Annotated in this window: 13 protein-coding genes; 4 read left to right on the top strand and 9 right to left on the bottom strand. The window is 42.7% G+C overall.

Annotated elements, in window-relative coordinates:
- Window positions 1-9: 9 nt before the first annotated feature.
- The 5 genes from secA to MHH58_RS03165 all read right to left on the bottom strand — a co-directional run bounded on the left by secA (window position 10) and on the right by MHH58_RS03165 (window position 6,134).
- Window positions 10-2,535, bottom strand: coding sequence for a preprotein translocase subunit SecA (gene secA, locus MHH58_RS03185; protein ID WP_341345019.1), 2,526 nt, complete (start codon window positions 2,533-2,535; stop codon window positions 10-12).
- 139 nt (window positions 2,536-2,674) lie between these two features.
- The gene (gene hpf / locus MHH58_RS03180) at window positions 2,675-3,235 is read right to left on the bottom strand and encodes a ribosome hibernation-promoting factor, HPF/YfiA family (RefSeq protein ID WP_135096162.1); all 561 of its coding nucleotides are present in this window, start codon (window positions 3,233-3,235) and stop codon (window positions 2,675-2,677) included.
- Window positions 3,236-3,279: 44 nt separating this feature from the next.
- Window positions 3,280-3,963 (bottom strand): ComF family protein, encoded by a 684-nt coding sequence (locus MHH58_RS03175; protein WP_341345018.1) that lies wholly within the window; start codon window positions 3,961-3,963, stop codon window positions 3,280-3,282.
- Window positions 3,960-5,204 carry a DEAD/DEAH box helicase family protein gene (locus tag MHH58_RS03170; RefSeq protein WP_341345017.1) on the bottom strand — a complete coding sequence of 415 codons (1,245 nt, stop codon included), beginning with the start codon at window positions 5,202-5,204 and terminating at the stop codon, window positions 3,960-3,962. Before MHH58_RS03170 ends, MHH58_RS03175 begins: the two co-directional genes overlap by 4 nt.
- 57 nt (window positions 5,205-5,261) lie before the next feature.
- On the bottom strand, window positions 5,262-6,134 hold the full coding sequence (locus MHH58_RS03165) for a DegV family protein (RefSeq protein WP_135096168.1): 873 nt from the start codon (window positions 6,132-6,134) through the stop codon (window positions 5,262-5,264).
- Between the two features lie 77 nt (window positions 6,135-6,211).
- Here MHH58_RS03165 and MHH58_RS03160 point away from each other — a divergent pair, with 77 nt between their 5' ends.
- Entirely contained in the window at window positions 6,212-6,841 is a 630-nt protein-coding gene (locus MHH58_RS03160; protein WP_135096170.1) for a YigZ family protein, read from the top strand.
- On the opposite strand, the gene MHH58_RS03155 is transcribed toward MHH58_RS03160, so the two are convergent.
- On the bottom strand, window positions 6,842-7,891 hold the full coding sequence (locus MHH58_RS03155) for a glycosyltransferase family 4 protein (protein ID WP_135096172.1): 1,050 nt from the start codon (window positions 7,889-7,891) through the stop codon (window positions 6,842-6,844).
- A 144-nt stretch (window positions 7,892-8,035) separates the two neighbouring features.
- Between MHH58_RS03155 and MHH58_RS03150 the strand changes: the two genes are divergently transcribed.
- Window positions 8,036-9,085: a GGDEF domain-containing protein gene (locus MHH58_RS03150; protein WP_135096174.1), complete on the top strand. Its 1,050-nt coding sequence runs from the start codon at window positions 8,036-8,038 to the stop codon at window positions 9,083-9,085.
- Window positions 9,086-9,112: 27 nt separating this feature from the next.
- Here MHH58_RS03150 and ytxJ read toward each other — a convergent pair whose 3' ends face one another.
- Window positions 9,113-9,433 carry a bacillithiol system redox-active protein YtxJ gene (gene ytxJ, locus MHH58_RS03145; RefSeq protein ID WP_115883816.1) on the bottom strand — a complete coding sequence of 107 codons (321 nt, stop codon included), beginning with the start codon at window positions 9,431-9,433 and terminating at the stop codon, window positions 9,113-9,115.
- 106 nt (window positions 9,434-9,539) lie between these two features.
- Between ytxJ and MHH58_RS03140 the strand changes: the two genes are divergently transcribed.
- Window positions 9,540-9,791 (top strand): hypothetical protein, encoded by a 252-nt coding sequence (locus tag MHH58_RS03140; protein ID WP_135096176.1) that lies wholly within the window; start codon window positions 9,540-9,542, stop codon window positions 9,789-9,791.
- Window positions 9,792-9,796: 5 nt separating this feature from the next.
- Here the strand turns inward: MHH58_RS03140 and MHH58_RS03135 are convergent, their stop codons facing one another.
- Window positions 9,797-10,693, bottom strand: a complete 897-nt coding sequence (locus MHH58_RS03135) for an EMYY motif lipoprotein (protein ID WP_135096178.1) — start codon at window positions 10,691-10,693, stop codon at window positions 9,797-9,799.
- 131 nt (window positions 10,694-10,824) lie between these two features.
- Here MHH58_RS03135 and murB point away from each other — a divergent pair, with 131 nt between their 5' ends.
- Window positions 10,825-11,748: a UDP-N-acetylmuramate dehydrogenase gene (gene murB, locus MHH58_RS03130; RefSeq protein WP_135096180.1), complete on the top strand. Its 924-nt coding sequence runs from the start codon at window positions 10,825-10,827 to the stop codon at window positions 11,746-11,748.
- 258 nt (window positions 11,749-12,006) lie between these two features.
- On the opposite strand, the gene MHH58_RS03125 is transcribed toward murB, so the two are convergent.
- Entirely contained in the window at window positions 12,007-13,143 is a 1,137-nt protein-coding gene (locus tag MHH58_RS03125) for a siderophore ABC transporter substrate-binding protein (RefSeq protein WP_341345016.1), read from the bottom strand.
- Window positions 13,144-13,178: the final 35 nt, after the last annotated feature.

Genomic DNA, 13,178 nt, shown 5'->3' with positions numbered 1-13,178 from the left:
TCCCCTAACTTATTGTCCGTGACAGTTTTTGTATTTTTTGCCCGAGCCGCATGGACACGGGTCATTTCTGCCGACTTTAACCTGGCGTTTGACCGGCTGCTTTTTCGCTTTCGGTTTTCCGTCGCCTGTATGCATTTGTTTTTTGTCAACGACCTGCTCGCGCTTCATTTCCTCATCCGTACGGACAGTTGTTTTCAGCACATATTTCGCAGTGTCATCTTCAATATTAACAAGCATGTTTTCAAACATCTGAATACCTTCGTTCTGATATTCCCGGAGCGGGTTTATCTGACCGTATGAACGGAGGTGAATTCCTGTTCTCAGCTGATCCATGCTGTCGATGTGTTCTACCCATTTCTGGTCCATCGTGCGGAGCATCATCATGCGTTCAAATAACCGCATTTTCTCTGTACCGAGCGTTTCTTCTTTCTCGTCAAGATGAGTTTTCACTCTGTCCATAACAAGGCTGAAGATTTCATCCGGACCTTTGCCGCGGATATCATCAATGCTGATTGCATCTTCAGGAAGATACATCTCCGTGAGCGTTTTAACGTATTGTTCATAATCGATATCTTCTTCATTGTCGAGGTCGTAAAACTCTGCAGTACGCTGCACAGACCGTTCAATCATATCGTTTAACAGTCCGGAAACATCATCATGGTCGATAATTTCATCGCGTTCGCCGTAAATAATTTCACGCTGTTTACGGAGTACCTCATCGTATTCAAGCAGTCGCTTACGCGCATCGAAGTTATTGCCTTCCACCCGTTTTTGTGAAGATTCCACACCGCGGGAAATCATTTTGCTCGTCAGTTCCTCTTCGCTCATGCCCATGCGCTCCATCATGCTTTGAATTCTCTCGGAACCGAAGCGGCGCATTAAATCATCTTCAAGCGACAGGTAGAATGTACTTTCCCCAACATCACCCTGACGTCCGGAACGCCCGCGGAGCTGGTCATCGATGCGTCGTGATTCGTGACGCTCCGTCCCGATTACCGCCAGGCCTCCAAGTTCTTTTACGCCGTCGCCAAGTTTAATATCCGTCCCGCGCCCAGCCATGTTTGTCGCAATCGTTACTGCGCCTTTTTTACCGGCTTCTTTAATAATTTCCGCTTCACGTCCGTGGTTTTTCGCATTCAGAACGTTATGACGAATACCGTGTTTTTTCAGCAGATTTGAAATCAGTTCACTCGTTTCAACAGCAACAGTACCGATTAGAATCGGCTGTCCTTTGCGGTGACGTTCGATAACATCATCCACGACCGCACGCAGTTTAATTTCTTCAGCCGCGTAAATTTTATCCGTGTTGTCGATTCTAGCCACCGGCTGGTTCGTCGGGATTTGTGTCACGCGCATATTATAAATGTTCATGAACTCTTCTTCTTCGGTCTTCGCCGTCCCTGTCATACCTGACAGTTTGTGGAACAGCCGGAAGAAGTTCTGGAAGGTAATCGATGCCATCGTGCGCGATTCATTTTGAATATCCACACCCTCTTTTGCTTCGATTGCCTGGTGCAGACCATCAGAGAAACGGCGGCCTTTCATCGTGCGTCCCGTAAACTGATCGACGATCAGAATACCTTCATCTTCAACGACATAGTCTACATCGCGTTCCATTGAATAGTTCGCTTTTAGCGCCTGATTGATATGATGCAGCAGACTGACATGCTGAACATCATACAGATTATCGATCTTAAACCATTTCTCCGCCTTTTCCATGCCGGATTCGTTCAGCTGTATATTTCTCGTTTTAATATCGTAAGTGTAGTCTTCTTCCTCTTTCAGCATTCTCGTAAACTGATGAGCTTGTAAATAATACGTTTCCCGTTCTTTTGCTTTACCTGAAATAATTAAAGGCGTCCGCGCTTCATCAATTAAGATTGAGTCAACCTCATCAATGACGGTAAAATTTAAACCGCGGAGTACACGGTCCTGCTTATAAGTCACCATGTTATCCCGTAAATAATCGAAGCCGAGCTCGTTATTTGTTGTATACGTAATATCTGCCGCAAATGCTTCGCGCTTTTCAGTGCTGTTTTTAGCATTCAGGTTTAAGCCGACTGTCAGTCCAAGGTAGTTATACAGCACTTCAAGTTCAGCCATTTGTATTTCAGATAAATACTCGTTGACCGTAATAACATGCACGCCGCGTCCTGTCAGCGCATTTAAATACACCGGCATCGTCGCTGTTAAGGTTTTACCTTCCCCGGTTTTCATCTCTGCAATATCGCCTTTATGAAGCGCGATACCGCCCATCACCTGAACTTCGAACGGTTCCATGCCGAGCGTACGCTTGGCCGCTTCTCTTACTATCGCAAATGCTTCCGGCAGTATGTCGTCCAGTATTTTTTCTTCCTGTTTTCTATCACCCTCAGCGGCCTTCAGCTTTTCCTGAAATTCCGCTGTTTTATTTTTAATATCATCATCGCTTAATTTTTCTGTTTCCGGTGCCAGTTCAAGCACCTTTTGTGCCTGTTTACGCAACGTTTTTAACTCTCTTTTGTTGCCGTCGAACAATTTATCCAAAACACCCATGGATTTTCTCTCCCTCATGAAAAATTACCTGTTTATACATCATTACATTTTACCACCATTATAGAGGAAAATAAAATATGTAACATCAAAAAACCCCGAAGGCGGGTAAACCGCCGTCAGGGTTTTAAGCAATTTGACATTAATTTGTTTCGATTAAGCCGTATTTGCCGTCTTTACGACGGTAAACAATACTGGTACCATCAGTTTCTCTATCATTAAAGACAAAGAAATCGTGACCGAGCATATTCATCTGCAGAACTGCTTCTTCAGAATCCATCGGTTTTAAAGTGAATTCTTTAGAACGGAAAATTGCAATCTCGTCACTATTCTCATTGTCTTCTTGTGCGCCGTTTTCGAACGCTGATGCATTGAAGAAATCGGCCTCAGGGTTTTTCTCTCTGAATTTGCGGTTGATCTTAGTTTTATGCTTGCGGATTTGTCTTTCCAGCTTGTCAATTACTAAATCGACAGCAGCATAAAGATCATCGTGTCCTTCCTCAGCACGCAGCGTTAAATCTTTCATAGGAATCGTAATTTCAACCTTGCCCCGTTTGTTATTACGTACCTTGATGTTTACGTGTGCATGAGTGTTTGGTACATCGTTGAAGTAACGTTCAAGCTTACCGACTTTTTCCTCGATGTGATCGCGGATTGCGTCTGTTACTTCAATGTTTTCGCCTCTGATTTCAACTCTAATCATGATGAGCCCTCCTTATAAGTACCTTGTTTCTTATCTTCATTATATCAAATGTGCTGAGTTTTTGAAAACGTAAACACATCAATATTCTGAAAATTTAAATCTTTGATGACATCAGCCGCCTGATGCACTGTAATGCCAGTCGTATAAATGTCATCGGCTATAAGTACACTCTTACCCGATAAGTTCATATCTTTAACATTTTCCAGTAAATAAAATGGATTTGTGCTGCTCAGCCGTTCATGTTTTGAAAGTTCCGACTGTCTTTTCACCTTGCCTGTGCCGAGCATATTCGTATAAGTCACACCAGCTGCTCTCATAACAGCTGACGTCTGGTTATAAGTCCGCTCTTTCAGCCGGGCACTCGACACAGGTATCGGCACGACATAATCGTAACATTTAAAATTAAATGAAATAAGCAGAGCCAGCACTTCACTGAGTGCATAATCTTTCACAAATTTATAACGGTGCATCAGCATTTTAATCTCTTCATTATAATCTGTCGCCGTATATATTTTATTCACAGCGGGATAAAGATCTATGAGAACGTGACAGTCCGCGCAGATATCCGCTTTTTTTCTTACAAGCTGATGGCATCGGCCGCACCTTTCTCCCGGGTATTTAAAATTCAGGGCAGCACGGCATGTTAAACATAAGGGTTCATTTTTTGTAAACAGCGTAATCAGTGTCATTTCTTCTGTAATAACGTCATGGCAGTATAGACATCTCAAAGTGCCGTCCTCCCTTTGTTAAATTGACTGATGGCGGCAAGAGTGCCTCGGATACCCGAAGTATTAAAATCCGTTATAAGAGAAATATTTCCTGTCGGATCTTTTGGTTTACGTCCGACGCGCCCGCATATCTGGATTAAACTTGCACTGTCGAACCGGTGCGCGTCGACCACGATTACATCCAGATATAAAAACGTTACTCCGCGTTCTAAAATAGTAGTCGTCAAGAGTATGTCAAGTTCCCCGTCGCGCATCAGCTGCACTTTTTCATACCGTCCAGCATCTCTGCTGTAGACCGATTCTAAACGGCTGTATTTCTTTTTCAGAAGCTCAGCAGCTGTTTTCATCATAGTAATATCCGGAAAAAAGACCAGTACTTTTCTGTCTTCTTTAATAATATTATCGAGCAGTTCTGTAAGCTTCGGCGGGATCCGCTTCTTCTTTATATACTTACTGGAGTTCTGCCAGATAACTTTCGGCACAGCTAAATCGTAACCGTGATAGCGGCGTGCGATTGTAACAACATTGTCTTTTCCAACAAGCAATTTCATTTCCGCTGTCGGCGTTGCTGTCATCAGAATAATCGATGCATCTTCCGCTGCCGCCCGTTTGACTGTTTCCATTAAAAGCGGTTCTTCCGGCAGCGGAAAGGCGTCGACTTCGTCGATAATAATCACATCGTAATGATCGATGCAGTTAAACAGCTGGTGCACGGTACAGACGGTAAACATATGAGAGAATACTGATTTGACGCCGCTGTACATTAAATCAATGCGCACTCCTTTAAAGGCATCGGCGAGTCTTAAATAAACTTCCTTAACAACATCGATTCTCGGCGATACGAAAGCCACATTCAAACCGCTGTTCCGTGCATATTTTATCCCTTCAAATGTTATTTCAGTTTTCCCTGCGCCGGTCACTGCGTACAAAAGAAGATTGTGATTATTTTTAATTGCATCAAGCAGTCTCGTACTCGCCGCCTGCTGTATATCATTCAGTTCAAAATCGAGAGCGTAGTCAATATTATCCCGCTGCCTGACAGTCTCATATCCGTACAGCGGATTAAGAGAGTCCGACCGTCCGAGTGCTATACAGTGAAGACAGTAAGTAATATCTGTCTCATCATATGAAGAGTAATACGTATAAAACAAATCTTTATCCCGGTTGCCGCAGCGGAAACATCTGTTATCTTTTACTCCAGCTTTGAACATAAGGTTCGGAGCGCCGTGTTTTAAAATCATAATATTCCCCCAAGAAAAAAACCGCAGCCTGAATAAGCTGCGGTTTAAAATATATTATTATAAGCCTGTAACATCTACTTTATACGTGGTGAAGCCGATGCCGAGCGCACCTTCCCCTAAATGCGTGCCGACCACCGGACCAAATTCCTGCATGACAAATTTAACTTGCGGAAACTTCTCTTCCAGTTCCTGTTTGTAGCGCATACCGAGTTCCTCTGCATTGGCATGAATTAAACACGCTGTCAGCTCTTTGCCTTCGTGCTTGTCAAATTCAGCCTGCAGCATTTCTTCAATTTTCAGCATCGCTTTTTTCTGTGTTCTTATTTTCTCGATAGCGACAATTTTACCGTTCTGAAATTCAAGGATCGGTTTAATCTTTAATAGTCCGCCGATAAAGGCCTGGGCATTCGATAAGCGGCCGCCCTTCTGCAGATTTGTCAGTGTATCGACTAGGAAGAAGGCATTCATGCTGTGTTTCTCTTTCATGTCATTAACATCAGCCAGCACTTCTTGAAGCGGCTTTGAAGCAAGATTCTGCGCCGCATAGAGAGCTAAAAAACCTAGCGGTGCAGCTGCAATTTCAGAGTCAACGACGTGTACGTTAATACCGTCGACACTTGCAGCTGCTGCCCGTGCACTCTGGCATGTGCCGCTGATTTCAGCAGACAGATGGAAGCTGATAACGTCGGTGTAGCCGTCCCGGTACAGCGACTCCAAAAGTAAAATATAATCCCCGATTGACGGCTGGCTCGTTGTCGGCAGTTCTTCCAGTGCAGCCATTTCGGCATAATACCATTTATTATCTATTTCGTTTTCTTTAAAAGTCTTATCCCCTACCACTACATTTAAGGGAATTGTAAATATATTATGTTCGGCTAAAATTTCCTCTGATAAATAACTTGTCGAATCTACGACCACCGCAACTTTCATATGCGTCTCCTCCAATTCATCTCGTAACTATTCTACTACATATCGGACATATGATAAACTGTTATGGAGGTGTTTTTATGGAACAAAAATACATGAATTACAAAAGTGCGGAAACTGAAATCGTTATTAAAAAGTCCCGGTTTTTATCGTTTATAAAACGGACTGAATCTGAAGAAGAAGCGAAAGCTTTTATAGCGGAAATAAAGAAAGAACATAAAACAGCTACACATAACTGCAGTGCTTACATCATCGGTAAAAGCGCCCTGATTCAAAAAGCGGATGATGACGGTGAGCCTCAGGGTACAGCCGGGGTGCCGATTCTCGAAGTGCTGAAAAAAGAAGAGCTTTACAATGCGGCTGTGGTCGTCACCCGCTACTTCGGCGGAATTAAGCTCGGTGCCGGCGGTTTAATACGCGCGTATTCAAAAGGCGCATCGAGCGCGGTCAAGGAAGCAGGAAAAGTTGTGGAAGTTCCGGTTGTGCCGCTCACTGTGACCCTTGATTATACTTTTACGAGCAAGTTCGAACATTATCTCGAAACGGCGGAAGCAGCAATCGTTTCGCAGAACTACACGGATAAGGTGAGCTATGTGCTGCACGTCAAAGAAAAAGGTGTCGACGCAATCGTCAACACCTTAAAAGAAATTACCAGCAACAGTTTCGATTATGAAGAAGGCGACATTATCATCGCTGAAGAAACAGTCTGATTATGGAATTTTATTAAATACTTTCTGGAAAAAGTTCAGTACCGGACGGCGATTTGAGCCAATCAGATTGGTCGCCTCAACTACTATATTCATCGTAAACAAGAGCAGAATGCCGATAATTACCGCGCCCGGCACAGTTGCGAGGTACATGATTACCCCGCCGATAGCGAACAAGAGCGCAATAAAGTAAATCAGCACGACGGTCTCCCTGTGAGAGAAACCGAGCTGCTGCACTCTGTGGTGCAGGTGATTTTTATCTGCCCGCATAACAGACACACCTTCTCTGTACCGCCGGACTGCCGCAAAGAAAATATCCATAAACGGCACCCCGAGTATAATAATCGGGAAGAACAGCGAAATAAATGTAATATTTTTAAAGCCGATAATCGACAGCACACCGATAATGTAGCCGAGCATCATCGCCCCGTTATCACCGAGAAAAGTTTTTGCCGGATGAAAGTTGTACGGCAGAAATCCGAGACAGGCACCGAGCAGAATAACACAAAGCATCATGACGAAGATGTTCTGCTGGAAAATAGTTATTACAGCGATACTTGCCAGCGCAATAATAACAACGCCTGTTGCCAGACCGTCGAGCCCGTCGATCAGATTAATCGCGTTTATAATTGCGGCAAGCCAAATAACAGTGACCAGTATTGAAAAGACACCGAAGTTAATTTCAAAGCCGAAAGGCGTAATCGTATCGATAACAATACCATATGAAATCGGTACTGCGATGGCGACGAGCTGGCCGAGGAATTTAATGAACGGCTTCAAATCATACTTGTCATCAATTACCCCGATCAGGCAGATTACTACTGCACCGATAATAATCGGTTTATATTCAGTTTCGACAGGCTGAGCAAACAGCGTTACGATTGTAAAGCTCAGCAGAATCGCCACACCGCCGAGATAAGGCATCGGCACTTTATGCACTTTGCGGTAGTTCGGATAATCTACAAACCCGAAACGCTTCGCAATGTATATAAAAAGCGGCACTATTAATAAAGATATCGCGAACGATATACATAAAATAAATAAAGTATACATATTCTCACCCGTATTTTTAATCCAATTAAATATACCATATTCGGTATAAAAAGTTCCCTTTTTAAAGAATCTGATGATAATTTTCCTAAATGAATAAATCATTGTATAATGAGGGTATAAATTCATCCGGTCAGGAGGCGTGCTATGTTCATCGATTTTTTATTAAATATCGCTTTAATTATAAGCGGTATATACCTCTTTTACCGTATTCAGTTTTTCGAAGAAAAAAAGATTGTGGAAACAGGTTTGTTTCAGTCGCTTTTAATGACAACATTATCAATTTTGTCGCTGCTCGTGCCGATCAGCACTTCAGAGGGTGAATTTGCGCTGTTTTTTATCCCGCTGTTAATTCTCGCAGCGTATAATACATTTTACTACGGCCTGATGTCGGCTGCTGTCGTATATTTTTTCTATCATTTCATTTTTGACCACAGCATTTCAGCTTATATCGTGTTTATTGTGCTCTATATGCTGTTTTTGATGATCGTGCCTTTTATCCGTAAAATAACGCACGCGAATTTAGTTGTGACAAACATTATCTTCACATCTTTATATATCATTATTCTAAATCAATTCTTCTACAATATATCATTAATGACAGGTATAATACTACTCGTTGTAACATCGCTGATTATATTTGTTGCGCATATGATGTATGAAGATATTAACGCGATATACAGATTGAACAAACGCATCGATGATGATGAGTTTATCGACCATCTGACACAGCTCGGAAATGTGAAATCGCTCGATAAATTAGTCGACGAACACTTTGAAAATGACGATACGCTGAGCCTGCTCCTGATTGATATCGACAGTTTTAAATCGTATAACGACAAGCACAGTTATGATTCCGGCGATAAGATTATCAGCCAGATGGCGTCGCTGTTAAAAAATTACGTGCCGACAGGCGGTCATCTGTTTAGAAACAGCGGCGAGGAGTTCGCTATGGTCATTCCCAATCTGTCCTTCGATAAAACAGTCCGTCTCGGCGAAGCGATTCGCAACAGTGTTGAATATTCCAAGTTCCACGTAAATGAAATCGACACGGTTAACGCGACAGTTTCAATCGGCGTCGGCTATAAAGATACTGCCGGAGCGACCAAGCGCGATCTGTTAAAAGAAGCAGAAGGCGCCTTGTTCGAAGCGAAAAAACTGGGACAAAACAGAGTAATGTTTGCCCCAATCGGATAATAAAAAAACGAGCTCCGGCTCGTTTTTTTAATCTTCCACACTCGACAGAGTGCTCAATGTTATTTTGCTGTGCGAATCATGCCACTTTACTTTTCCTCCGGAGAAATAAAATGCCTGCGGTGATTCGTGTTTTATTTCGTAAGTTTCAGAGATATAGTCAGATAAATCCCGGTGGTCCTGAACGATTAAATAATAGCCGTCCATGTCTCTTTCATAATGGAATTTTTGAAATTCTTCAAAAGCCGACGCAGATATCGGGCAAGTATTGCTGTGTTTTAAAAAATAAAATTCATTTTTATTTTTAATTAGATTTTGAAATGCATCTATATTGGTTATTTTAGTTAACATTTCATCACACCTTTCATTAACTTTATATAATTTATCACTTATTTTAAAATATAGCAAATCGGTTTCTCGACATATGATATAATGCAACTGTACTGGAGGGTTACTTATGACTAAAAAATTAAAGCGCTGGACTTTCCTGGATTCGCTGAACGCGATTCTGTTTATCGTTGTTGTACTGTTCTTTTTAGACTTTGAAAACAACAATTTAATGTCCTGGATACTGCTTGCAGTATTTCTGTTCTGGCTTGTTACTGTAGTGCTCCGAAATGTAATGATTTCAAAAATCGAAAAAGATCCGCAGCATCCTTTACATAATCTGCAGACTGGTAAAGAGACAGGCGAAAACGTAAAAAAATGAGACTCCTAGCGGGCCTCATTTTTTTTATTTTCAAGTTCTTCCTGGAATTGGCTGTCGAGCGTCGCTGCTGTTTCTACGAGCGGCAGCACATTTTGCAATGACACTTCCTGCAGGTTTTCAACCGAAACCATAACATTTTTGCGTTCTTCAAAATACGTCCGGTAGTTATAATACATTTCGAGTGAAATCGTGCGGGCCCGGGTTGCCTTGCCGGTAGAGATATTCAGCGCATTCAGCGCTTCGATGTGATCGTCCAGCATAGGCAGCAGAATATCGTTTGCATACTGCTCTTTTTCTTCCGCGCTCTTTTCATTATGGAAAGCTGTGGAGTGCTTATCCAGTTCTTCGCTGTTCTCATTCAGCACTTCAATCAGCTTGTTCATCTCTTCAATTTCTTCGGCACTGTCTGCTGATTCGATAATATTATCGCGTTCTTCCTGATGCGTAATAAAAGACTGGCTGAGAGAGACCAGCTGTGAATTGGAATCAATCGATAAAGCATACGAATTTAAAAATGAAGACATCTGAGATGTAAAATCCTGCTTCACGCTGATGCTCTCCCTCAAAATGCCATGCAGTTCTTCGAGCTCGCTGTTTGGCACTTCGACACTGTCAAGCTCTTCGGTGAGGCTGTCTGCAAGCGGCACGAGTATTTCATCGACTTCAGTTTTTAAATTCTGCAGATATTCTATATCCACTTCTTCATCGCCATAGTACATTGCCTGAAGTTTATCTAAGTTCATATTATTAATGGTCTCATTAAATTCATTATTCAGTCCTGTAAGCTTGTCTGTACTTTCTTCATAAGTATGTAAATCAGCTTCCAGATTATTCCCGCATGCCGAAAGCATTACTGCAAGCAGCAGGATCAGCGGATAGAAGGTCAGCGATTTGCCATTCATATAAGAACCTCGCTTTATGAAAAATTTTCTTTCTTTTAATACGCTACATTATAACATATATTATGTTAGTTTAAATTTATCCTTATTTAAACTATAATATATATTAATTATGCTTTGAGAGGAAAATTAATGTGAATAACACGCAGCTTGACCAGGAGCTTAAAAAACTATTAACGTCATCGGTAATTAAAATTGATGAACCATTATATAAATATACTTATACTGAAACAGGCGGAGCCGCGGATGTGTATGTTGAAGCGGGAACTGTTGAAGATACAGCCGCTGTTATCGCTTTCGCCAATAAGAATAATATCCCCGTAACCTATCTCGGCAACGGTTCGAATATTATTATTCGCGACGGCGGCATACGCGGCATCGTCGTCAGCCTTTTAAAACTGAACGATATTCGAGTGGAAGGCCGCACGCTCGTCGCTGAAAGCGGCGCAGCGATTATCGATGCATCGAGACTTGCACTGCAGCATGAACTCTCGGGGCTTGAATTCGCCTGCGGCATTCCAGGATCAGTCGGCGGCGCTGTTTATATGAATGCGGGCGCTTACGGCGGCGAGGTGAAAGACTGTCTGACTCAGGTGACTGCCATTAATGAAAGCGGCGATTTCGTAAAGCTGACACTCGAGGAACTTGAACTCGGCTACCGGACTAGCCGCGTTCAGACAGAACATCTCGTTGTCGTTTCAGCAGAGTTCGAACTCTCTGAAGAAAAAAATTACGATGAAATTAAAGCCGTTATGGACGATCTGACGGAAAAACGCGAATCAAAACAGCCGCTTGAATATCCATCATGCGGCAGCGTGTTTCAACGCCCGCCCGGCAATTTTGCAGGCAAGCTGATTCAGGATGCGGGCTTGCAGGGCTACCGCATCGGCGGCGTCGAAGTATCAAAAAAACACGCCGGATTTATGGTTAACGTCGACGGCGGTACAGCGGGAGACTACGAAGCATTAATCGAACATGTACAAAACACAATCCAGGATCAATTCGGTGTTGTGCTTCACCGCGAAGTACGCATTATCGGAGATAATCTGGAAAAATAAATTATCGGTATGCTGAAGGCCGGCGAATATTGAATTCGCCGGCCTTTTTGTTGGGATTTTATCATTTTTTGACACTGCCGAGTCACTGTCACTTCCACAATGACGCGGCAGAGACGTTACTGTGCCATTGTCACTTCCACAATGACCCGGCAGAACTTACAATGACACTTATAGCCAGATAAACACACACGCCGCTCCTTCTCCTTAATAAAAAAGCCGAAAACCCGCGGGTTTTCGGCTTCATATCATATTAAATTATTATTCTGCTGTTGCTCCGTCTACTGCTTCATTAATCTCTTGAACTTGAGCTAATGCTGTTAAGTAACCGCCTGCGTTTAAGTACCAGTTTTGAGGGTTTAATTCGTAAACGTTGTCGTTTTCAATTGCCTCAACGCCTGAAGTTACTTCATTCACTAGTACGTCTGTTGATGTTGCTTCGCCTTCAGATACTGCTGCACCGCGGTCCATTAATAAAATCAGAGCCGGGTTTGTTTCAGCAATAAACTCATAGCTGATTTCATTACCATGACTGTCTGTTGTTTCTTCCGACTCTTCCTGTTCACCAGCTGAAGTGAATCCGAAGTCATTGTAAAGGAAGTCATAACGTCCGCCGACACCGTGGAATGATAAGTTACCGCCGTTAGTTTGAACGAAAAGCATCGGCAAGTCTGCTGCTGCAACTTTTTCGTTAACTTCAGCAAGCTGTGCATCCAGGTCATCTACAAGTTCTTGTGCTTTATCTTCTACGTCGTACATTTCACCGATAAACATCGTCATTTCTTTAACGTCTTCGAAGTAGTTTGAGTTGTCTGCTGCAACGTGAATAATTTCCGCGTTTGGTGCCGCTTTTTCAAGTTCGCCTACTACGTTAGAGTTTGACTGGCGTCCGTGAATCATAATGATTTCCGGGTCAAGAGCAGCTAATGCTTCATAGTCCGGCTCTTTCAGTCCGCCAAGGTTTACGTATTCTTCGTCTGATTCATATACATCTGAAATAGTGTTTCCAAGTGAAGCATTGTTTTCACCTTTTGGAAGTCCCATAATGTTTTCTTCAAGGTCAAGTGCTGCGAACGTTGAAGCAACCCCAAGGTCAAAAATGACAACTTTGTCAGAGTTCTTTGGAAGTTCTACAGTTTCGTCAATTTGCGTTCCTTGTCCTTCTTCACCGCGTTCGCCGGTTCCGATTTCGAATTGGTTTTCATAAGCAATTGTGTCAGCAGATTCTTCTTCTGAAGACTCGTCCTCAGCAGTCTCTTCTCCCGCTGATTCTTCTGTTGATGTTTCCTCTGATGCATTGTCTTCTGTTGTTGATTCTTCTTCTGAACCGCCGCTGCACGCCGCAAGTACCAGGATTACTGCCATAGTAAGCATTAAGTATAATTTCTTAAATTTCATATCTCTCTATTCTCCTCTTAATATGTTTTTTAGCC

Origin of the sequence: Jeotgalicoccus sp. FSL K6-3177 (genome assembly GCF_038050175.1) — a bacterium.
Taxonomy (GTDB): domain Bacteria; phylum Bacillota; class Bacilli; order Staphylococcales; family Salinicoccaceae; genus Jeotgalicoccus; species Jeotgalicoccus nanhaiensis.
This window is presented reverse-complemented; position numbering and strand designations above follow the sequence as displayed.